Source organism: Actinosynnema sp. NPDC059797 (genome assembly GCF_042732085.1).
Lineage (GTDB): Bacteria > Actinomycetota > Actinomycetes > Mycobacteriales > Pseudonocardiaceae > Actinosynnema.
Genome location: NZ_JBHWIE010000123.1, coordinates 1 through 20,158 on the forward strand (window position 1 = coordinate 1; position 20,158 = coordinate 20,158).

General features: G+C 73.9%; 21 protein-coding genes. 6 read left to right on the plus strand and 15 right to left on the minus strand.

The window, feature by feature from the left end; genetic code table 11:
• Window positions 1–849, minus strand: an 849-nt coding sequence (locus ACFV4N_RS24405) for a response regulator receiver protein (RefSeq protein ID WP_499674904.1), incomplete at its 3' end; no start/stop codon positions are given.
• Window positions 850–995: 146 nt separating this feature from the next.
• Here ACFV4N_RS24405 and ACFV4N_RS24410 point away from each other — a divergent pair.
• Window positions 996–2,252 carry a tyrosine-type recombinase/integrase gene (locus tag ACFV4N_RS24410; RefSeq protein ID WP_499674905.1) on the plus strand — a complete coding sequence of 419 codons (1,257 nt, stop codon included), beginning with the start codon at window positions 996–998 and terminating at the stop codon, window positions 2,250–2,252.
• A gap of 85 nt (window positions 2,253–2,337) precedes the next feature.
• Here ACFV4N_RS24410 and ACFV4N_RS24415 read toward each other — a convergent pair whose 3' ends face one another.
• The 8 genes from ACFV4N_RS24415 to glyA all read right to left on the minus strand — a co-directional run bounded on the left by ACFV4N_RS24415 (window position 2,338) and on the right by glyA (window position 8,959).
• Entirely contained in the window at window positions 2,338–2,826 is a 489-nt protein-coding gene (locus ACFV4N_RS24415) for an NUDIX hydrolase (protein ID WP_499674906.1), read from the minus strand.
• Between the two features lie 123 nt (window positions 2,827–2,949).
• The gene (locus ACFV4N_RS24420; protein ID WP_499674907.1) at window positions 2,950–3,327 is read right to left on the minus strand and encodes a hypothetical protein; all 378 of its coding nucleotides are present in this window, start codon (window positions 3,325–3,327) and stop codon (window positions 2,950–2,952) included.
• 60 nt (window positions 3,328–3,387) lie between these two features.
• A complete protein-coding gene (locus ACFV4N_RS24425) occupies window positions 3,388–4,176 on the minus strand; it encodes a PA14 domain-containing protein (RefSeq protein WP_499674908.1) in 789 nt (262 codons plus the stop codon).
• Window positions 4,177–4,596: 420 nt separating this feature from the next.
• Window positions 4,597–5,724, minus strand: a complete 1,128-nt coding sequence (locus ACFV4N_RS24430; protein WP_499674909.1) for an FAD-dependent monooxygenase — start codon at window positions 5,722–5,724, stop codon at window positions 4,597–4,599.
• Complete coding sequence (locus ACFV4N_RS24435; RefSeq protein ID WP_499674910.1) at window positions 5,721–6,242, minus strand: TetR/AcrR family transcriptional regulator; 522 nt, start codon at window positions 6,240–6,242, stop codon at window positions 5,721–5,723. The genes ACFV4N_RS24430 and ACFV4N_RS24435 overlap by 4 nt, the downstream gene beginning before the upstream one ends.
• Window positions 6,239–6,805 carry a hypothetical protein gene (locus ACFV4N_RS24440; protein WP_499674911.1) on the minus strand — a complete coding sequence of 189 codons (567 nt, stop codon included), beginning with the start codon at window positions 6,803–6,805 and terminating at the stop codon, window positions 6,239–6,241. Before ACFV4N_RS24440 ends, ACFV4N_RS24435 begins: the two co-directional genes overlap by 4 nt.
• Window positions 6,802–7,533 carry a MerR family transcriptional regulator gene (locus ACFV4N_RS24445; protein WP_499674912.1) on the minus strand — a complete coding sequence of 244 codons (732 nt, stop codon included), beginning with the start codon at window positions 7,531–7,533 and terminating at the stop codon, window positions 6,802–6,804. The genes ACFV4N_RS24440 and ACFV4N_RS24445 overlap by 4 nt, the downstream gene beginning before the upstream one ends.
• A gap of 100 nt (window positions 7,534–7,633) precedes the next feature.
• Complete coding sequence (gene glyA / locus ACFV4N_RS24450) at window positions 7,634–8,959, minus strand: serine hydroxymethyltransferase (RefSeq protein WP_499674913.1); 1,326 nt, start codon at window positions 8,957–8,959, stop codon at window positions 7,634–7,636.
• Between the two features lie 74 nt (window positions 8,960–9,033).
• Between glyA and ACFV4N_RS24455 the strand changes: the two genes are divergently transcribed.
• Both ACFV4N_RS24455 and ACFV4N_RS24460 read left to right on the plus strand, forming a co-directional pair.
• Window positions 9,034–9,933 carry a PucR family transcriptional regulator gene (locus ACFV4N_RS24455; RefSeq protein WP_499674914.1) on the plus strand — a complete coding sequence of 300 codons (900 nt, stop codon included), beginning with the start codon at window positions 9,034–9,036 and terminating at the stop codon, window positions 9,931–9,933.
• 28 nt (window positions 9,934–9,961) lie between these two features.
• Window positions 9,962–10,390 (plus strand): MarR family winged helix-turn-helix transcriptional regulator, encoded by a 429-nt coding sequence (locus ACFV4N_RS24460; RefSeq protein WP_499674915.1) that lies wholly within the window; start codon window positions 9,962–9,964, stop codon window positions 10,388–10,390.
• A 27-nt stretch (window positions 10,391–10,417) separates the two neighbouring features.
• Here ACFV4N_RS24460 and ACFV4N_RS24465 read toward each other — a convergent pair whose 3' ends face one another.
• From ACFV4N_RS24465 to ACFV4N_RS24480, 4 genes are all read right to left on the minus strand, one after another.
• A complete protein-coding gene (locus ACFV4N_RS24465; RefSeq protein WP_499674916.1) occupies window positions 10,418–11,704 on the minus strand; it encodes a M20/M25/M40 family metallo-hydrolase in 1,287 nt (428 codons plus the stop codon).
• Window positions 11,705–12,047: 343 nt separating this feature from the next.
• Window positions 12,048–13,259: an acyl-CoA dehydrogenase family protein gene (locus ACFV4N_RS24470; protein ID WP_499674917.1), complete on the minus strand. Its 1,212-nt coding sequence runs from the start codon at window positions 13,257–13,259 to the stop codon at window positions 12,048–12,050.
• Window positions 13,259–14,341, minus strand: coding sequence for a phosphotransferase family protein (locus tag ACFV4N_RS24475; RefSeq protein ID WP_499674918.1), 1,083 nt, complete (start codon window positions 14,339–14,341; stop codon window positions 13,259–13,261). The genes ACFV4N_RS24470 and ACFV4N_RS24475 overlap by 1 nt, the downstream gene beginning before the upstream one ends.
• Entirely contained in the window at window positions 14,338–14,979 is a 642-nt protein-coding gene (locus ACFV4N_RS24480; RefSeq protein WP_499674919.1) for an HAD family hydrolase, read from the minus strand. The genes ACFV4N_RS24475 and ACFV4N_RS24480 overlap by 4 nt, the downstream gene beginning before the upstream one ends.
• Window positions 14,980–15,257: 278 nt before the next feature.
• On the opposite strand from ACFV4N_RS24480, the gene ACFV4N_RS24485 reads away from it, so the two are divergent.
• On the plus strand, window positions 15,258–16,085 hold the full coding sequence (locus ACFV4N_RS24485) for an NmrA family NAD(P)-binding protein (protein ID WP_499674920.1): 828 nt from the start codon (window positions 15,258–15,260) through the stop codon (window positions 16,083–16,085).
• Window positions 16,086–16,174: 89 nt separating this feature from the next.
• On the opposite strand, the gene ACFV4N_RS24490 is transcribed toward ACFV4N_RS24485, so the two are convergent.
• Window positions 16,175–16,699, minus strand: coding sequence for a DUF6886 family protein (locus ACFV4N_RS24490; RefSeq protein WP_499674921.1), 525 nt, complete (start codon window positions 16,697–16,699; stop codon window positions 16,175–16,177).
• Between the two features lie 378 nt (window positions 16,700–17,077).
• A complete protein-coding gene (locus tag ACFV4N_RS24495) occupies window positions 17,078–17,515 on the minus strand; it encodes an Hsp20/alpha crystallin family protein (protein ID WP_499674922.1) in 438 nt (145 codons plus the stop codon).
• A 114-nt stretch (window positions 17,516–17,629) separates the two neighbouring features.
• Here ACFV4N_RS24495 and ACFV4N_RS24500 point away from each other — a divergent pair, with 114 nt between their 5' ends.
• On the plus strand, window positions 17,630–18,202 hold the full coding sequence (locus ACFV4N_RS24500) for a hypothetical protein (protein ID WP_499674923.1): 573 nt from the start codon (window positions 17,630–17,632) through the stop codon (window positions 18,200–18,202).
• A 277-nt stretch (window positions 18,203–18,479) separates the two neighbouring features.
• Window positions 18,480–20,081 (plus strand): outer membrane protein assembly factor BamB family protein, encoded by a 1,602-nt coding sequence (locus tag ACFV4N_RS24505; protein ID WP_499674924.1) that lies wholly within the window; start codon window positions 18,480–18,482, stop codon window positions 20,079–20,081.
• The last annotated feature ends 77 nt before the right edge of the window (window positions 20,082–20,158 follow it).

Genomic DNA, 20,158 nt, shown 5'->3' on the forward strand with positions numbered 1-20,158 from the left:
GGCCTGGTCGACGCGGCGCTCCGCGTCGGCCGTGATCCTCTCGATCCGCTGCTCCGCCTCGCCGCGCACCCGCTCGACCGCCTGTTCGGCGGTCTGGAGCCGGTGGTCCTGCTCGGTCAGCCGGTGGCGCAGCGCCTTCACCTCGGCACGCAGTTCGGCGGCCTGTTCGCGGGCCTCGGTCTCCGCGGCCGTCGCCGCCCGCACCCGCTGGTCGGCCGCGGCGGTGATGGCGGCGACCGTGGCGGCGGCGGTGGTGGCCGCCTGCTCGGCCGGGCGGGGGGCGGCGTCGCGTTCGGCGGCGCCGCGCGCCAGTTCCAGTTCGGTCGCGCGCTGCGCGGCGACGGCCCGCTCGCGGACCCGCAGCGCCTCGGCGTGCTCCTCGCGTGCGGTGCGGGCGTCCGCGAGGGCCGCGTCCCGGGCGGTCTCGGCGGTGGCCTTGTCCTGATCGGCCCGTTCGGCCCGGCTCACCGCCGCCTCGCGCAGCCCGCGTTCGCGGGCGGCTTCGGCGTTGGCCCGCTCGACCTGCTCCGAGGCGGCGGTCAGTTCGGCCGCCGCGGAGGTGCGCAGGTCCTCCAGGGCGGCCGCGAGCGCGGTCATCGGTTCCAGGACGCGCCCGGCCGCGTCCACGAAGACGCTCGCCGCGCCCGACAGGTGCGGCGCGGTGGCCGTCCCCAGCGCCTCGGTCAACGCGGTCTCGGCCGCCGCCAGTTGCTTGCAGGTGTGGCCGCCGGGCCAGTCGCGCTCGGGGCAGTACTCGAACGGCCGGCCGCCGCGGGGGCCCGGCGGCGGAAGAGGGGCGCGGCAGCGGCCGAAGGCGCACAGCGCCGTCCTCTCCGGAGCTTGAGTCATGATCAAACCCTAGTAATAAGTTGGACTACTCGCAACTTCAGGTTGTAGATCTATAACTACAACTGAACTCGGCTACAGAAGGAGGCTTTTGTAGCTAAGATGGTTCCTGGCGGACAGGGCTACTCAGAGACAGGTGTGCGCACACTGTGAGTGATATCGACCGGGTGTCGGACGACCGGATCGCCTCCCGAAAAACCGGGTGGCCCCAGGACGGCCCCTGGCCCGGCGTGGAGGACCCCGCCGGGCTGCTGGGGGAGATCGCCGAGTGGCTCGGCGCCTACGGCAACGCCGCGACGCGCCGCACCTATGCCGAAGGGCTCGGCCTGCCGGTCGGCGTCGCCGACGTCCGCGAGTGGACCGGCCACGACGACCCCGCCTGGGCGCACGCCGTCCTGCAGTACGCCACCGCGCTGGGCCTGTCCCCGCACCCCGAGGGCGACCGGCACCGCCCGCCGCCGGCGCCGCGCGGGCGGTTGCGGCACCTGCACTGGTTCCGCTGGTGCGCCCACCGCGGCCTGGACCCGCTGCGGGCCCGCTCCACCGACGTGAAGACCTGGCTCGCCCAGCTGGCCGCCGCCGGCGCGGCGGTGAGCACCCGCGACCGCCTGCTGGCCACGGTGAAGGCGCTCTACACCCACCTGGCCGACGCCGGGCTGGCCGAGGGCAACCCGGCGGCCCTGGACCGGCGCAGGCTGGGCCTGGTCGTCGCCCGCGACAGCGCCACCAGCACCGTCACCCTCACCACCCGGCAGGTCCGCGCCCTCTACGCCGCAGCCGTGGCGCCGCGCCGCGGTGCGAGCCCGGTCGACACCAGCCGCGCGGGCGCGGTCGTCGCCCTGTTCACCCTGGGGCTGCGGGTCAGCGAGATCTGCGGCCTCGACCGCGCCGACCTGCACGTCACCCGCGGTCGCCGCGCGCTGCGCGTGACCGGCAAGGGTGGCAAGACCCGCATCGTCTACCTGCACGCGCTGGCCGACACCGCCCTGATGGACTACCTGCACCACCGGGACAGCCGCAGCACCGAGGTGGTGTGGGCGAGGGGCCAGGCCGCGTGGCGGTCACAGCCGCTGCTGACCACCCGCACCGGCAACCGCTACCAGCGCCAGGCGCTGTGGCAGTTGCTGCGGCGCACCGCCGCCTCGGCGGGGGACGCCCTGCGCGACGTGGCCGACGCCATGCACCCGCACGCGCTGCGCCACTTCTACGTGACCACCGCCGTCGAGGCGGGGGCGGAGATGGTGCACGTGCAGGCCGACGTGGGCCACAGCAGCCTCGACACCACCGAGCAGGTCTACAACCACGCCGCCCGCGACCCCGCGCGCAGCGCCGCGGACCTGGTGGGACAGGCCCTGCTCGAACCCGAACCGGCGCTCCCCGGCACCACCGGCCAACTGTCACCGTGACGAAACGAGACAGGGTGTCCGGTTGGTCGGAAACCGTCGTGGTGGGCCGGGCAGGCGGCCCCGGGACGCGGCGCGCACCACCGCCTCAGAGCCCGAGCGGCACCGGGTCGGCGGGCGCGCCGTGGGCGATCAGCGCCGCCAGCGGCGTGGCGAGGTCGCGCGGGGAGAACAGGTCGGGGCCGCGGTAGCCGGCGATCTCCGGCAACGACCACCAGCGCCAACCGCTGATGTTCTCGGCGGCGAGCTCCGCGTCGGTCAACGCGCCGCGCGGCGTGAACACCCCGGCGCGGACCAGGAAGTAGTCGTTCACCACGCCGTCGTGACCGGGCGCGTGACCTGGTGCGACGACCCGCTGCCGCCACACCAGCGGCGGTGTGGGGTCCAGGTCGACGGTCCCGACCTCCTCGCGCAGCTCGCGGCGCAGGGCCTCGACCGGCGCCTCGCCGGGTTCGACGCCGCCACCGGGCGCGACCCACACCACCACCCGCTCCGGTCCGGGGACGGCGATGCGGCAGAGCAGGACGCGGTCGTGCTCGTCCAGCAGGATGGCGCGGACCGAGTGGCGCAGGTTCACCGGGGCACGCTATCCGGAACCGACCCGCGTGCGGTTCCGGATGGCGAGGTCGACACGGCCTCTGGTCGGCCCTTCGACTCCTCGAAGGGCCGACCGGAGTGGGCGGCGTCGACGTGCCGCCGCTCAGCCCGCGGTGAACTCCACTTCAGCGGCCCGGAAGTCGACCTCGGCCGCGGCCAGGACGATCTCGAAGTCCGACACCCCCGCGCCCTCGATCGGCACGTGGCTGACCTCGTGGAACAGGTCGGCGTCGTTCGGGTGGTGGTCCAGCTGGGTGATCCGCAGGCCCGACACCCCGGAGAACGTCAACCGGCACGCCCGGTCACCGGAGAGCGAGAACGCCAGCTCCACCGCCAGACCGGAGGACGAGGGCCTGACCTCGACACCGAGCACGTCGGCGTCGTTGTGGAGGTCGACCAGGCCGAGCGGTGTGCCCTCGCACTCGATGATCCCACCGTCCAACTTCCACGGCTCCATGCCGCGGAACACCGCACCCGACACCTCAGCGCCTCCAGCAGATCCTCTTGGCGGCTCGTGACAACAGCCACCAGCTCGCGGACTTCACATTGTTGCGGTCCGTCTTGCCCCACCCGTGCGGAGCCCTCGGGTTCCGCGGCTGAAAGGTCCAGTGCGGGGTGGGGACGTCCTTCTTGGTGGTGGGTGTTCTTCCCCCTGGTCGCGATCAGGTCCAGGTGGACCCTGCCCCGCTTGTTCTCGAAGGTGATGCGGTTCTTCCCGTGGCGCTTGGCCGGCTGCTCGCCGACCCGGGCCTTCGCCCCCCGGTTGACCCGCGTGACCGCCTGCGTCACCCGACCGCAGGCCTTGACGCACGCCCGCACCGCCGCCCCGCAGGCTGTAGTTGCCCGCCTCGGGGAACACGACGTCACCGGTCAGGCGCAGCGAGAAGTTGTCCGCCGGGACACCCGCGGCCGGCGCCGCGTCGCCCCAGTTGCGGGCGGTGGTGCCGTCGGTGGCCAGGCCGGTCTGGTAGACCTTCGGGCTGCCGGTCAGGTGGCGGTTGTCGTAGAGGGCCGCGACCAGGCCGTTGATGCCCTGCACGCCGCAGTCGCGGCACCAGCAGCCGTCGGACTTGTAGGACTCCGCCTCGACCACGCCGAACCGGACCACGCGCGACCGCTCCGGGTCGAAGTGCGATCCGCCCGTGCCCTCCGCCGTGGCCGGTGGCGTGAAGTCCGCCGCCGGTGCGGCCGGGGCGACCGCGTCGGGCTCGGCGGTCCCCGCCGGCAGCAGCGGGAGGTCACGGGGGCTGACCGCGGTCGGCGCGGCGACGGCGGCCGGTGGCGGGATCGGCTGGAGGCCGGAGGCGGCCAGCGCGGCGGTCAGCACCACCGCGATTGCGTGGACAGCTCTTTCGGGCGCGCGTTTTCACGCGCCTCCGCGAGGCGATGGCAAAAGGTCCCCCTCAGAACCCAATGTCCATGCGGGCCGGTCGGCTCGCCGGCTCGCTGGCGCGGCAGAGCATGCATAGCGGGTGCGGAACCGGGCAATCCGCCATTCGGCTCAGGATCGCCGAAAAGTTGTTAAAGGGCATGTCAAGGCGTTGATGTGCGGTGCGACACCGTGTCCTGCAGCGGGCCCGGCGAGACAACTCCGGGGGTTTGTCGAAATTTTTCCGGGAGCAATGGGGACAAGTTGCCCTATTTCCGCCCGGGAGTGAATCGACCCCGCGTGGAACGCGCATCCGGTGCGTTCGACGCGCATTCCCCGTGCGCCGATCAGAGTTCCGGATCGGCGCACGGGGTGGTGTTCTCACCCGATCGTGACCGGTTTGCCGACCAGGCTCGTGGTGATGAGCCGGTCCACGCCGGGCAGGTGCGACAGCCTCATCGCGACCCGTCGGGCGCGCAGCCGCAGCGGCGAGTCGGGCAGGAACCAGCGCGCCCCCGACCTGGCCACCCGTTGCCGGTCCTCCACCACGGGCCGCCAGGCGCGCTCGTAGGCGGCCGGGTCGTCCAGGTGCGAGGCCAGCACCCACGCGCCGCCGATGCCCAGTGACGCGCCCTGGCCGGCCAGCAGCGACACCGCGCCGCACGCGTCGCCCGCGAGCACGACCCGTCCGGACGACCACCGGGGCAGCTCCACCTGGGCCACCTGGTCGTAGTAGATCTCCGCGGGGCAGCGCGCCAGCGCCCGGGGCACCACCCAGCCCAGCGAGCCGTAGGTCTCCAGCACCGCCGCGCGCGGGTCCTCGGGCAGGTCCGGGGAGGACGTGCGGTGCACGGTGAACGCGGCCACCCGCCCGTCGCGCAGCCCGTAGAACCCGACCTGGCGGCCGACGGTGTCGGTGAGGCAGAACCGGTCGCGCACCAGTTCGTGCACGTGCGGGTCGTCGAACACGAACGCGGCGGTGTGGAACCCGAGGTGGCGCAGGTGGCCCTCGCCGAACACCAGCCGCCGCACCGCGGAGTGCACGCCGTCCGCGCCGACGAGCAGGTCACCGGTGGCGGTGGTGCCGTCGGCCAGCCGCGCGGTCACCCGGTCGGCGTCCTGCTCGACGCCGACGACGCGGGCGGCGAACCGCAGCCCGACCGTCGCCGGCAGGTCTTCGCGGAACGCGCGTTCGAGGTCGGGGCGCATGATGCTCAGCAGCCGCCCGTCCACGGCGCGGGCGACCCGGTCGAAGCGCATCCCGGCGACCCGGCGGCCCCGGTCGTCGAGGTAGGCGGCTTCGACCACCCGGTAGCCCAGCTCGCGCAGCCGGGGCAGCACGCCCATGCGCTCGGCGGCGTCGTAGCCCGGCCCGAAGAAGTCGATCATGTACCCGGCGGTGCGGGGCGCGGGCGACTGCTCCAGCACCACGACGTCGTGGCCGAGGGTGCCCAGCCGGTGGGCCAGGGCCAGGCCGGTGATGCCGGCGCCGCTGATCAGGACCCTCATCGCAGCGTCCTGCCCAGCACCGACACGATCGCATCCGGGGACGGGTCGGGTGACAGGGCGCGGTGCAGCAGCACGCCGTCCAGGGCCGCGGCGAGCACGGCCGCGGTGCTCTCGGGCGTGGGCACGCCGCGTCGGGCCAGCCAGGCGGCCAGTTCGGCGCGGAACTCGACCAGCACCTCGCGCACGGCCTCGCGCAGCGCGTCGTCGCGGGTGGCGGCGAGGATGGTCTCGATGAACAGCTCCTGGTCGCCGTGCCCGTCCAGCGCGCCCAGCAGCGCGGCCAGCGCCTCGTCGGGGGTGGCCGAGTCCTCCAGCAGGCGGGGCAGCTCGGCCAGGGCGGCGCGCAGGGCGCCCACGGACGCCTCCACGAGCACGGCCCGCAGCGAGTCGAAGTGGTAGTGGACCACCCCGGACCCCACCCCGGCGCGGTCGGCCAGCACCCGCGTGCTGACCGCGCCCCACCCCTTTTCGGCGATGAGTTCCGCGGCCGCCCGCAGCAGTCGTTGTCGCACCGTCATTGGACGATCGTACTGGACGATCGTCCAAACCGGTTGAGGGCGGCCCTGATCGCGGCCGCGGCGGTGTCCGGGTCCTCGGCGCGGAAGCTGATCCGGGTCACCGTTCCGGCCGGTCGGCGCACCTCCAGCGGCCGGGTCAGCACGAGGTGCACGTCGGTCTGGTTGCCGACCGACAGGACCAGCTCGTCGCCGTCGACGTGGCGGGGCTTGCCGGTGTGCGAGCGCCAGTGGGCCCGGACCGAGGCGATCGCGTCGAGCGGGACGCGCACGGCGAACCGGCCGCCGTCGCGCAGCAGCAGGGCCTCGCGGCCGACGACGTGCGGGTGGACCGCGAGGCCCGCCGCCGCGGAGAGCACGGCTCCCAGCGCGATCGCGTCCAGCACGTGCAGCCACGGCCACCGGACCAGGAGGCCCACCGCGACCGCCTCGACGACCACCAGCCCGGCGAGCACGAGCGACGTGCGGACCTGGCCGCGGGCGTAGTCCAGGGCGACGTCGTCGGGACCGACGTCGACGCGCCGCCGGCACAGCCACCACCACAGGCCCTTCAGACCGGTCGTCACGCCGCACCAACCCGTCGCAGCACCCGCCGCACCACCTCGGCCTGGGCCGGTGCGAGGGTGTCGAGCACGGCGTCTGCGAACGGGCCGCCCGCGTCGCCGCCGGCCAGCAGGTCGGCGGGCAGCGCGGCGACGAGGTCGGCGGCCAGCGCCTCCACCCGGGGGTCGTCGACCCCGGCCTCGGCCAGGTCGGCGAGGCGTTCGGTCAGCTCCCGGTCCCGCCGCACGGCGTCGGGGTCGGCGGCGCGGTCCCTCAGCGCGGCCACGACCCGGTCGCGGTCGGCGCGGGTGGCGGTGGTGTCCATCAGCGCCAGCAGCTCGCGCTCCCGGTCGACCAGCGGTGTGGGCGGCCGGTCGGCCAGCACGTCGAGCAGGGCCAGCAGCTCGGGGGTGACGGCGTCGTCGGCGTGCGGCCGGGTCCGCTCGATCAGCCCCGCCAGGCGGGCCCGCCGCTCCCGCAGCCGGTCCTCCTGCGCGGCCAGGTCGCCGTCCAGCTCGACGAGGATCTCGTGCAGGTCGCGGCCGTCGCCGAGGGCGTCGCGCACCTCGTCCAGCGACAGGCCCAGCTCGGTGAGCCTGCGGATGCGGGCCAGCACGACGACGTCGCGCAGCCCGTACTCGCGGTAGCCGTTGGCCAGCCTGGCCGGTTCGTCCAGCAGGCCGCGTTGGTGGTAGTGCCGCACCGCCCTGGTCGACACGCCCACCAGCGCGGCGAGTTCTCCGATTCGCACGCGACCAGTAGAAACCCCGACGTCGCGTCAAGGTCAAGACCGCGGGAGCGTCACCCGGTGGCCGCGACGAGCCTGGTGCCACCGGGTGACGCGCGGCCGGTCAGCCGGCGGCGGTGCGCGCGTTGACCTCCCGGCGCAGGGCGATGGCGTCGGCGCGCACCCGCTCGGGCGACTCCCCGGCGATCAGGGCGCGCCGCACCAGGTCGGCGATCGCGGGCTGGTCGTCGGGGGTGAACCCGCGGCGGGTGATCTCCTGGGTGCCGATGCGCAGGCCGCGCAGGCCCTCGTCGATGCGCTGCCAGGGCAGGCTGATGCCGGACAGGTAGATCCCCGCCCGGCCGAGCAGCTCGGCGGCCGCGTCGCCGCCGCCCAGCGGCAGGGCGTCGACGGCCAGGTGGTGGGAGCGGGTGAACACGCCGTCGTGGCGGGCCACGTCGATGCCGCGCTCGAACAGGGCCGCGCCCAGCGCCTGCGCGTTGGCCACGCACGCCCGCGCGTACTCCGGGCCGTGCTCGGCCAGTTCGGCGGCGGTGACGGCGAGCGCGCCGAGGCGGCCGGCGTCGTAGTTGGCCAGCATCCCGGGGTAGACGACGGTGGAGACCCGTTCGGCCAGGTCGGGGTCGCGGGTGGCGACGCAGCCGCCGGAGGGCCCGCCGAAGGACTTGTAGGTGGAGAAGGTCATCAGGTGCGCGCCCTCGTGCAGGGGGCGTTGGAACTCCTTGCCCGCGACCAGGCCGGCCACGTGGGAGGCGTCGTAGACCAGGATCGCGCCGACCTCGTCGCAGGCGGCCCGCACCGCGGCCACGTCGTGCGGGAACAGCATCAGGCTCGCGCCGATCACCACGATCCGGGGCCGGTGCACGCGCAGGAACCCGGGCAGCTTGTCGTAGTCGATGTCCAGCTCGTCGGGCAGGTAGGGCAGGTCGACCACGGTCAGGCCGCGGATCGCGGGCACGCCCTGGGCGTGGTGGCTGGCGTGGCCGCCCGCGAACTCGGGCAGCACGGCGATCTTGTCGCCGGCGCGGGCGAAGGCGGTGTAGACGGCGAGGTTGGCCAGGGTGGCGCTGGGCAGCCGCACCTCGGCGAAGTCGGCCTCCACCAGGGAGGCGACCAGCATCGGGGCGAGCACCTCCAGGGTGTCCAGGTGGTCCAGGCCCACCTGGTACTTCTCGCCGGGCCAGCCCATGCTGGGCCGGCTGGACACCGGCACCGAGCCCGCGGCCGCGGCGGCGGGGCTGAGCACGTTGGTGCCCGCGTAGAGCACGATGCCGTCGTCGTCGAACTGGTTGGCGTGGGCGTCGAGGGCCTTGCGGACGGTGTCGGCGACGCCGGCGGCGCTCAGGTCGGCGGAGACGGCCGCTTCGACCTCGGCGAGCCTGCGTCGCGCCCGCGGTGAGGCCCAGGGTGCGATCCTGCTGTTCGTCACGGTGCGGAACGCTAGGGCGTGGGCGGCGTCGGGGCGACCGTCGGGTGGAGGGAGTTGTTCCTACAGTTGTCGGAATGCAGGAGCTGCTCGACGAGCTGTCCCGGGAACTGGGGCGCGGGGTGTCGGTGGACGACGTGGCCGGGCGGGTGGTCGCGCACAGCGCGCAGACCGACGAGGTGGACCCCGCGCGGGTGCGGGCGATCCTGACCCGGCGGGTGCCGGCGGACGTGGCGGCGTGGCAGGAGTTGCACGGCGTGACCACCGCGACCGGGCCGGTGCGGGTCCCGGCCAACCCGGAGCTGGGGTTCCACGAGCGCGTGGGCTACCCGTTGCGGCACCAGGGCGTGCTGGTGGGCTACCTGTGGGTGCTGGGCGGGCCGCCGTCGGAAGCGGACCTGACCGGGGTGGACCTGCCGGGGCGGCTGCCCGCGCTGGCCGCGCAGGTGCCCGCCGGGGAGCGGGTCCCGGTGCGGGTGGTGGTGGCGCTGGAGCCGCGCGCGGTGCGCACGGTGCCGATCGGCGAACCGCTGCCGGAGCTGCCGGGGCACGTCGGGGTCAGCGACCCGCACCCGCCCGACCGCGCGGGCGAGGCCTACCGGCAGGCGCTGGCGGCGGCGGAGCTGGCGCGGCTGGACCCGGCGCTGCCCGAGCGGGTGGGGTTCGCCGACCTGGGCGCCTACCGGCTGTTGCTGGGCGCCGCGCCGGAGGAGGTGCTGGGCGGGTTGTCGGAGGTGCAGCTGCGGACGCTGGAGACCTACCTGGACACCGGGTGCGACGCCCGCGCGACCGCGGGGCGGCTGCACCTGCACCGCACCAGCCTGTACTACCGGCTGGGCCGCATCGCGGAGCTGACCGGCCGCGACCTGGCCGACGGGCGGGTGCGGCTGGAGCTGCACCTGGCGCTGAAGATGGCCCGACTGGCGCGCCGCACGTGGGGGTCGAACGCGTCCCTGCCGACCGACACCCCACGATAGGGTGATCACTCCGACGTCGAGGAGTGACGTGCCTGACGACCTGGGCCTGCTGCTGTTCCTGCCGCACCGCGAACTGGAGAACCGGGTGTTCGCCGCGCTGGCCGAGGCCGGGTTCGACGACGTGACGCCCGCGCAGGCGCGGGTGTTCCGGCGCATCGGCCGCGACGGCTCCCGGCTGGCCGAGCTGGCGGAGGCCGCGCAGGTGGGCAGGCCGACCGCCGGGTTCCTGGTCGACCAGCTGGAGCGGGCGGGCTACGTGGAGCGCACGCCCGACCCGACCGACGCGCGGGCCCGGCTGATCCGGGTGACCGGGCGCGGGTTGGCGGCGGCCTCGGTCGGGTCGGCCGCGGTCGCGGAGGTGGAGCGGGAGTGGACCGCGCACCTGGGCGCGCGGCGGATGGCCGCGCTGCGCGACGCGCTGGGCAGGCTGGGCGAGATCACCGCGCCCTGCCCCTAGTCCCCGCCCGCGTCCTCGGGACGACGCTCAGGACGACATGAACCGGTCGAGCACGCGCGCGCCGAAGCGCAGGCCCTCCACCGGCACGCGCTCGTCGATGCCGTGGGGCATGGCCCGGTAGTCGAAGCCCTCGGGCAGGAACAGCGGCGCGAAGCCGTAGCAGTCGATGCCCAGCCCGCTGAAGGCCTTGGCGTCGGTGCCGCCGCCCATGCAGTAGGGCACGACGACGGCCTCGGGGTCCTCCGCGCGCAGCGCCGCGGCCATGGCGTCGAACGCGGGGGAGTCCACGGGCGCCTGCACGGGCGGCTGGTGGTTGAGGAACTCGCGCCGCACGTCGGGGCCCAGCACGGCGTCGATCGAGGCCAGCAGTTCGTCCACGGTGCCGGGCAGGGTGCGCACGTCGATCTCGGCGGTGGCGCTGCCCGGCACGACGTTGACCTTGTACCCGGCCTGGAGCACGGTGGGCGTGGTGCTGTTGCGCACGGTGTTCTCCACCAGCTTCGCGGCGGGCCCGAACCGGGCGATGGTGGCGTCCACGTCGTCCCAGTCGACCGGCACGCCCAGGGTGGCGGCGACCTGCTCGATGAACGCCCGCACCGGCGGGGTCAGGCGCACGGGGTGCTCCAGCGCGGCGATGCGGCCCAGCGCGCCGATCAGCTTGACCACGGCGTTGTCGTCGTTGCGGCGCGAGCCGTGCCCGGCGCGCCCGGTGGCGGTCAGTCGCAGGTGGGAGGTGCCGCGTTCGGCGGTGCCGACGGGGTAGACGCGGTGCGGCCCGACGCGGTGGGAGAAGCCGCCGGACTCGCTGATGGCGGTGGCGCAGCCGGCGAAGAAGTCGGGGTGGTGCTCGACCAGCCAGTGGGCGCCGCACTCGCCCTTGTCCTCCTCGTCGGCGACGAAGGCCAGCACGACGTCGCGGCGCGGTCGCCGGCCCTCGCGGGACCAGGCGCCGAGCACGGACAGCACCATGGCGACCATGTCCTTCATGTCGACCGCGCCGCGGCCCCACAGGTAGCCGTCGCGCTCGACGCCCGCGAAGGGCGGCACGCTCCACTCGCTCGCGTCGGCGGGCACCACGTCCAGGTGGGCCTGCACCAGCAGCGCGGGCAGGCCGGGGTCGGAGCCGGGCACGCGGGCGAGCACGTTGGTGCGCCGGGGCGCGGGTTCGAGCAGGGTGGCGGGCACGCCGACGGTCTCCAGGTGACCGGCGACGAACTCCGCGGCCTCGCGCTCGCCCGCGGACTCGCCGCGGCCGTAGTTGGTGGTGTCGAAGCGCAGCAGGGTGGCGCACAGGTCGACGACGTCCTCAGCCACGGACCACCCCCGCCGCGGTGGTGTTCCCGGCGTGCCTCACCCCGTCCTGTGTGATCAAGATCCTTCGCATTTCCACAACGTACCCCGGCTCCGTCGCCCCTTCACGTGGTCGTGCGCACAGCGGTTGCCCGTTCACGGCGGGTCGAGCAGCCGCCGGACCGCCTCGTCCACCGGCAGGGCGTCCAGCGCCGTCGGGGGAACCGGTGCCGGGTGCGGTGCGCCCAGTGCAACGCCGGCGCCGTCTTGCCGACACCGCCCATGCTCGACAACGCCGTCGGCGGCCCACCGCAGTGCCGGGTGACGACCGTCGGACCGCGGTTCGGCGGTCATCACCCGGACGTGGTCACAGGTAGCGCTTGAGCTCCCGCTTGGCCAGCGACATGCGGTGCACCTCGTCGGGCCCGTCGGCCAGTCGCAGCGTGCGCGCCGAGGCCCACAGCTCGGCCAGCGGGAAGTCCTGGCTGACCCCGCCCGCGCCGTGCGCCTGGATGGCCTTGTCCAGCACCCACTCGGCCATCAGCGGGGTGGCGATCTTGATGGCCTGGATCTCGGTGTGCGCGCCCTTGTTGCCGACGGTGTCCATCAGCCACGCGGTCTTGAGCACCAGCAGCCGGGCCTGCTCGATGCGCACCCGGGACTCGGCGATCCACTCCTGCACCACGCCCTGGCGGGCGATGGGCTTGCCGAAGGCGACGCGACCGGCCGCGCGGCGGCACATCAGCTCCAGGGCGCGCTCGGCGATGCCGATCAGCCTCATGCAGTGGTGGATGCGGCCGGGGCCCAGGCGGGCCTGGGCGATCGCGAAGCCCTCGCCCTCGCCGGCGATGAGGTTGCCGGCGGGCACGCGGACGTCGTCGAACACGATCTCGGCGTGGCCGCCGTGGGAGGCGTCGGTGTAGCCGAACACGTGCATGCCGCGCTCGACGCGCACGCCCGGGGTGTCGCGCGGGACCAGGATCATGGCCTGCTGGCGGTGCCGCTCGGCGTCGGGGTCGGTCTTGCCCATCACGATGAAGATGGCGCAGTCGGGGTTCATCGCGCCGGAGGACCACCACTTGCGGCCGTTGACCACGTAGGAGTCGCCGTCGCGCTCGATGCGGGTGGCGATGTTGGTGGCGTCGGAGGAGGCGACCTCGGGTTCGGTCATGCAGAACGCCGAGCGGATCTCGCCCTCCAGCAGCGGCTTGAGCCACCGCTCCTTCTGCTCGTCGGTGCCGAACATCGCCAGCACCTCCATGTTCCCGGTGTCCGGCGCGGCGCAGTTGAGCGCCTCCGGCGCCAGGTGCGGGCTGCGGCCGGTGATCTCGGCCAGCGGCGCGTACTGGAGGTTGGTCAGGCCGGCGCCGTGCTCGGCGTCGGGCAGGAACAGGTTCCACAGGCCCTGGCGGCGGGCCTCGGCCTTGAGGTCGGCCAGGACCGCGGGCCGGGCCCACGGGTCGGCGGCCTCGGCCAGCTGCCGCTGGGCGACGGGTTCGGCCGGGTAGACGTGCTCGTCCATGAACCGCAGCAGCCGTTCGCGCAGCTGCTCGGTCGTGGCGTCGTAGGCGAAGTCCATCAGCGCTCCCCTGCGCTCGCGGCGAGTCCCTGCCGGACCAGCGGCAGGGTGAGTTGGCCGATCTGGTCGAAACCCGCTCCCACGGTCTTGCCGCGGGTGAAGCGGAAGTGGATGCCCTCGAGGATGACGGCGAGCTTGAAGTAGCCGAACGCGGTGTACCAGGCCAGGCCCTCGACGTCGGCGCCGCTGCGCTCGGCGTAGCGGGCCACCATCCGCTCGGTGCTCGCGAACCCGGGCAGCGTGGGCACGGTGCCGGTGATCGGGTCGTCCTCGAGGCCCACGCCGTTCCAGTACACGCACAGCAGGCCGAGGTCGGCCAGCGGGTCGCCCAGGGTGGCCATCTCCCAGTCCAGGACGGCGCTGACGTCCAGCGGGTCGGTGGTGACCAGGACGTTGTCCAGGCGGTAGTCGCCGTGCACGATCGCGGTGCGCCGGGTGACCGGGACGGTGGCGGCCAGGCGGTCGCGCAGCTCGTCGATGCCGGGCAGCTCGCGGCTGCGGGACGCCTCGAGCTGCTTGCCCCAGCGGGCGACCTGGCGGTGCAGGAACCCCTCGGGGCGGCCGAAGTCGGTCAGGCCCACCTCGTGCGGGTCGACCGCGTGCAGGTCGGCCAGCACGTCGACCAGCCGGTCGGACAGGGCCCCGGCGAGGTCGGGGGTGAGCCAGGGGCACTGGTCGCGGTGCCGCAGCGCCACGCCCGGCACCTCCTGCATCAGGTAGAACGGCGCGCCGAGGACCTCGGTGTCGGTGCACAGCAGCTCGGCGCGCGGCACGGGCACGGCGGTGTCGGCCAGGGCGGAGATGACGCGGTGCTCGCGGGCCATGTCGTGGGCGGTGGCCAGCACGTGACCCAGCGGCGGGCGGCGCAGCACCCAGCGGTGCTCGCCGTCGGTGACGCGGTAGGTCAGGTTGGAGCGGCCGCCCGGGATCAGCTCGCCGGTCAGCGGGCCGGTGCCCAGGTGGTCGGCGAGCCGGTCGAGGTCCAGGCCGGGCAGCGCGGTTTCGCCGCGGGAGCCGGCCGGGCGGGGTGCGGTGCCATCCGGTTCGGTGGCGCCGGGTGCGGTGGCGTGCGATTCGGTCATGCGCGGGCTCCCCTGAGCCGGTCGATCACCGCGCGCGTGGAGTCGGCGTCGGTGTGGCGGTGGGCGTGCAGGCCGACGGCGCGGGCGCCCTCGACGTTGACCGGCGCGTCGTCGAAGAACGCGCACCGGTCGGCGGGCAGGCCGATCAGGTCGAGGGTGTGCTCGAAGATGCGCGGGTCGGGCTTGCGCAGCCCGATGCGGCCGCTGATCACGATGGTGTCGAACAGCTCCAGCAGCAGGTCCTCGGGGTAGCCCTCGCCCCAGCTGTTGGACAGCAGCACGGTGGTCAGCCCGTCGGCGCGCAGCTCGCGCACCAGGTCGACCATCTTCGGGTCGGGGTTCGCGCTGCCGAACATGCGGCGCAGCAGGCCCTTCGCGGCGACCTCGCGCCCGTCGAGGGTGACCAGCTCGGCGGCCAGCAGCGCCTCGAACTCGGCGACGGACAGCTCACCGGTCTCCAGCCGGAACACCGGGTTGTCCGGGGCGGCGTCGCGCCCCATCCAGCCGCGCATGGTCACGCCGTAGCGGTCCCGGTCGATGTTGTCGGCGGTCAGCCACTCCTCGATGAAGTCGGGCACGGAGACCGTGAGCACCCCGCCCCAGTCCAGCACCACCGCGTCAATGCGCCGTTCGTCCACGCCGCGAGGGTACCGACCGGTCGGTATGTGGGCAAGCGGTCGCGGCCGCGGCGAAGTCGCGGACTCCCCGACAATTCTCTTCCCGGTCGACATCACCGCAGGTCGGACCGGTGTATTGAATTTCCGATCGCCTCTGCGCGCAAAACGTGAACGCGGTGTTCGCGTTTGACAATGCGGTATTTCTTCCGAGACCCTCCTCCGAGTCGACCCGATTCGTTCAGCAAGCCCCTCACCAGGGCTTGTTCGTCATGCCCGGAGGAATCATGCGTGGAGGAACGATGCCGATCCTGGTCACCGGTGCGACCGGCACCGTGGGTGGTCGCGTGGTCCGCAGGTTGCTCGCCGCCGGTCACGCGGTGCGCGCCCTCACGAGAGCTCCGTCCGCCGCCCGGCTGCCCGCCGGGGTCGAGGTGGTGGCGGGCGACTTCACCGACCCGGCGTCGCTGGTCCCGGCGTTGCGCGGGGTGGAGCGGGTGCACCTGGTGGCGATGGACGGCGACGGCCGGGCGATCGTGGACGCCCTGGTCGAGGCGGGTGTGCGCCGCCTGACGCACCTGGGGCACGACGACCCGAGCCGCGCCGACGACGACCCGCTGGAGTCCTGGCACCGCGTGCTGCGCAGGGCGATCGAGTCCTCGGGGCTGGAGTGGACGCACCTGTTCCCGGGCGAGTTCATGGCCAACACGCGGGAGTGGGCGCCGTCGATCCGCGCGGAGGGCGTGGTGCGGGCCCCGTTCGGGGACTGGCGGAGCGCGATGGTGCACGAGGACGACATCGCCGCCATCGCCGTGGAGGCGCTGCTGACCGACGACCACGTCGGCCGCACCTATCAGCCCACGGGCCCGGAGCCGGTGCGGCGGCGCGACGCGGTGCGGGTGATCGGCGAGGCGATCGGTCGCGGGCTGCGCTTCGACGAGCTGACGCCCGAGCAGGCCCGCGAGCAGTGGCGGGAGGTCCACCCGCCCGAGGTGGTGGAGTGGTTCCTGGAGATGGGCCGGCACCCCGAGGGCAACAGCTGGGTGTCGTCGGACGTGGAAGAGGTCCTGGGACGTCCCGGGCTGACGTTCGACCGGTGGGCCCGCGACCACGTCGCCGACTTCACCTGAACCCGACTCGTCCGAGCCCGGTTTCACCTGATCGCACGTTCACCTGATCGCACGCCGGTCCTGCGCGGTCGGCGTCGTGGCCGGTGAGGTCACGCCCGTTCCCGGGCGGCGTTGCGCAGCCGGATGCCGCTGAACCCGAGCGTGCTCGCGGAGACCCGCCGCCAGAACGGCCACAGGGTGGCCACCACCCGCAGCTCGATGCCGGCCTCCTCGTGCAGGGCGAGCAGGTCGCCGACCGGTTCGGGCGGCCCGAGCGGTTCGACGACCCCGGTGGCGACGTGCGCGTGGGGCGGGTCCCCGAACGGCCGGAACGGCGCGGCGTCGAACCGGTAGGCGTACAACCGCGCGTCCTGCACCCGGCGCAGCCACCCGTACTCGATGGCGTGCACGCGCGGCGCGCCCAACCAGGCCCGGTCCTCGGCGTCGCCGGCCGGCTCCGCCCAGGTGACCACCCGAGGGCACTGGCGCGGGAACCAGTAGTCGGGCGCCCGCCCGTGGTCGACCGCCCAGACGTAGGCGTCGGGCTGCTGCGCGGTCGCCGCCACGTGCGGCCGGAAGCGGGTGATGGTCGGGTCTTCGGAGAAGTGCAGCACTTCTCCCGGAGCCGGTCGCATGGTCGGCGATCCTGGTGGAAAACCCGGCGGGGTGTGAACCGGGTTTTCCACCAACCCGACCACCAACTCAACCACCGACCGACGTACGCCCAGGCCGATACCGCGCGACCGGGCCGATGCCACGCGACCGGGCCGACACCGCGCAGCCGGGCCGACACTGCGCAGCCGGGCCAGCGCTACGCGGCCGGGACTCCGCTCCCCGGGCCGAGAAGACCTCGAACCGGCGAGACCTCTGACCGATGACCGAGGAAGACCTCTGGCCAACGAAGCCCTGTGCCCGACAGAGCCCAGTGCCGACGGAGGTCCCGGGCCGACGGAGGTCCCAGGCCCGCTGCGCCGGCTCGCCGCGCCGGTCCACGGCCTGCCGGGTCAGCGGGGTCAGGCGTTGATCTGCTTGGGCTCGTTGTCGGTGTTGCCGATGGCGATCTTGCGAGGCTTGGCCTTCTCCGCGATCGGGATGCGCAGGGTCAGCACCCCGGACTCGTAGTCGGCCTTGATGTGGTCCGCGTCGAGGGTGTCGCCGAGGAACAGCTGGCGCGAGAACACGCCCAGCGGCCGCTCGGAGACCTGCATCTCGACCCCCTCACCCGTCCTGCTCGGGCGCCGCTCGGCCTTCACGGTGAGGACGTTGCGCTCCACGTCCAGGTCGATCGCGTCGACCGTGACACCGGGCAGGTCGAACTCCACCACGAACTCGTCCCCGGCGCGGTAGGCGTCCATCGGCATGGGCGTCGGTCGCGACCAGGTGCCCGGTCCGCTGAAGAACTGCTGCGCCAGCCGGTCCAGTTCCCGGAAGGGGTCGGTGCGCATCAACATCGGGGAACACCTCCTGATCGAGTAGTCGTCTGCTGAGGTCAATGCGCTGCGCCACCATTTCTACCACGTCGTCAACACGTTGACAACCCCTGGCGTCGTCGGTATGTTGACGCCATGGCGATCAACGATTACGAGACCGTCCGGGCTGCCGCCACCGGCGAGGACCTCAGCGCGGGTCAGGTGCTGTCCGCGCTGGTCCTGCTGCGGCGGTTGCGCGAGGAGCTGTCCGGGTGGGAGCCCCAGCTGATCGCCGCGGCACGGGAGCTGGGCGCCAGCTGGGCCGAGCTGGCGCCCGCGCTCGGGGTGGCCAGTCGGCAGGCCGCCGAACGCCGGTACCTGAGGTTGCGCCCCTCGGAGCTGGGTTCGACCGCCGAGGGCAGGGTGCGCGCCGAGCGGGACAAGCGCGCGGGCGACCGCGCGGTGTCGCAGTGGGCGCGCGACAACGCCGCGTCGTTGCGCAGCCTGGCCGGTCAGGTGGGCAGGGTGGACGTGGTGGTCCGCGACGCGCTGGCGGAGGACGACGCCGTCGCGTTGATCGACCCGCTGCTGGCGTCCCTGTCCAAGGTCCGGGCGGTCAACCCGGAGTTGGCCGAGGAGATCCAGTCGGTGGGCGACCGGGCGGAGGAGGTGCGCCGCGACACCCAGGAACTGAGGAACAACAAGGGCCTGCGCGACGGGTCCGCTTGACGTCCCGGCCGTCCGCCTCACCACCGCCCGTGCCCGGTGCGGGTCGCCTGATGCTCGTTTCCTGATGCTCGATTGAGGTGGCGAGCGCGGGCCTGGTACGGCGGGTGGTGGCCGGTGGTGTGCGAAGGCTAGCCGTTCGCGGGCGTGGGCGGGTCAACCGATCGGCTGGTGCGGGGTCAACCTTCTTCCGAGGGGATCCGGTCCTTTCTCCTGTCGTGGGCCTGTGGTCCCGCTGTCACGGTGGAGTTGTTTTCCACCAACGGCAGGGGGAGATGGGATGGCGATGCGGAAGCGGGTGGTCGCGTTGGTCGCGGTCGCCTCGTCGGTGGTGTTGCTGGGCGCGGGTGCGACGTCGGCTTCGCCGCACCGGTCGGGTGACTGGGCCACGTGGTCCAAGGACGCGGCCGGGTCGCGGTACGCGGCGGGCGAGTGGCGGATCACCCCGCACAACGTGCGGGGGTTGGAGCTGAAGTGGGCGTTCGCGTTCCCGCGGTCGGTGGCGCCGGTGCGCAGTCAGCCCGCGGTGGTCGACGGGACGGCGTTCTTCGGCGGGCCGGACGGCAAGTTCTACGCCCGGGACGCGCGGACCGGGGCGGAGCGGTGGACGACGGACCTGTCCGGGATCGCGCCGGGCGCGCGGCCGGCGATCGTGTGGGACAGCCCGTCGGTGTCCGGTGGGCGGGTCTACTTCGGTGACCTGCGGGGTTACGTGTACTCGCTGGACCAGGGCACCGGTCGGGTGGTGTGGGCCGAGCAGGTCGACGCGCACCCGGCGGCGACGGTGACCAGTTCGCCGATCGTGCACGACGGGAAGGTCTACGTCGGCACGTCCAGCGGGGAGAACGCGGCCAACGGCGCGGACGGGTCGGACGACCCGAACTACCCGTGCTGCACGTTCCGGGGGCACGTCGACGCGCTCGACGCCCGCACGGGCGAGCTGGTGTGGCGGCACTACACGGTGCCCGAGCCGCGGGCGGTGGGCACGTGGCCCAGCGGGGCGACGCGCTATGAGCCGTCCGGGGCGGGGGTGTGGAGTTCGCCGGTGGTGGACCCGCGGACCGGCACGGTCTACGTGGGCACGGGGCAGAACTACACCGGCAGCGCGGGCGACTTCGACACGTTGTTGGCGCTGGATCACCGGACGGGCGCGGTGAAGTGGCGCAACCAGGTCACCAAGGCCGACACGTGGCGGGGGTTGTGCAACAGCCCCGACCCGCGGGGGTTCTGCCCGGGCCTGGAGGACGGCTCGGCGCTGGACTACGACATCGGCGCCACGCCGAACCTGTTCACCGCGGGTGGGCGGAAGCTGGTCGGTGTCGGGCAGAAGCTGGGCGTCTACCACGTGTTCGACGCGGTCACCGGTGAGGTGGTGTGGCGTCGGCAGCTGGGTGTGCCGTGGCCCAGCGGCGGTATCGGCGGCATCCAGTGGGGTTCCAGCTTCGACGGTCGGCGGCTCTACGTCGCGACCTACTTCGCCGAGCCGGGCACGCTGTTCGCGCTGGACCCGGCCACCGGTCGGGTGCTGTGGGAGACGCCCAACCCGGCGGACGGGTGCACCACGGGCGGGGCGGCGGACCACCCGGAGGTGTGCTCGCTGGGGCACGGTCCCGCGGTGACCAGCAGTCCCGGTCTGGTGTGGGAGGGCAGCAACGACGGCAAGCTGCGCGCGTACTCGGCGCGCGACGGCCGGGTGCTGTGGACCTACGACACGGTGCGCGACTTCACCGGCGTCAACGGCCTGCCCGGTCGGGGCGGCACGATCTCCGGTGGCGGTGGTGGCGCGGTGGTCGCCGACGGGATGGTGTACGTGCAGGCCGGGTACTCGCCGGAGTACCCGAACCCGGACGGCGGTGACGTGCTGCTGGCGTTCGGCCGGTGAGCGCCCTGGTCGCGCCGCGCGACCGCGCGCGCGGCGGGAGCGGGGACGGGGGCGGGGGCGGGTGAGCGAGCTCGGGG

What these genes read in the sequence shown, in the direction of transcription:
- ACFV4N_RS24430 (WP_499674909.1), bottom strand. Translation starts at nt 5,724, where the DNA reads ATGAGGGTCCTGATCAGCGGCGCCGGCATCACCGGCCTGGCCCTGGCC.
- ACFV4N_RS24435 (WP_499674910.1), bottom strand. Translation starts at nt 6,242, where the DNA reads ATGACGGTGCGACAACGACTGCTGCGGGCGGCCGCGGAACTCATCGCC.
- ACFV4N_RS24455 (WP_499674914.1), top strand. Translation starts at nt 9,034, where the DNA reads ATGCAGGAGCTGCTCGACGAGCTGTCCCGGGAACTGGGGCGCGGGGTG.
- ACFV4N_RS24470 (WP_499674917.1), bottom strand. Translation starts at nt 13,259, where the DNA reads ATGGACTTCGCCTACGACGCCACGACCGAGCAGCTGCGCGAACGGCTG.
- ACFV4N_RS24475 (WP_499674918.1), bottom strand. Translation starts at nt 14,341, where the DNA reads ATGACCGAATCGCACGCCACCGCACCCGGCGCCACCGAACCGGATGGC.
- ACFV4N_RS24485 (WP_499674920.1), top strand. Translation starts at nt 15,258, where the DNA reads ATGCCGATCCTGGTCACCGGTGCGACCGGCACCGTGGGTGGTCGCGTG.
- ACFV4N_RS24490 (WP_499674921.1), bottom strand. Translation starts at nt 16,699, where the DNA reads ATGCGACCGGCTCCGGGAGAAGTGCTGCACTTCTCCGAAGACCCGACC.
- ACFV4N_RS24495 (WP_499674922.1), bottom strand. Translation starts at nt 17,515, where the DNA reads ATGTTGATGCGCACCGACCCCTTCCGGGAACTGGACCGGCTGGCGCAG.
- ACFV4N_RS24500 (WP_499674923.1), top strand. Translation starts at nt 17,630, where the DNA reads ATGGCGATCAACGATTACGAGACCGTCCGGGCTGCCGCCACCGGCGAG.
- ACFV4N_RS24505 (WP_499674924.1), top strand. Translation starts at nt 18,480, where the DNA reads ATGGCGATGCGGAAGCGGGTGGTCGCGTTGGTCGCGGTCGCCTCGTCG.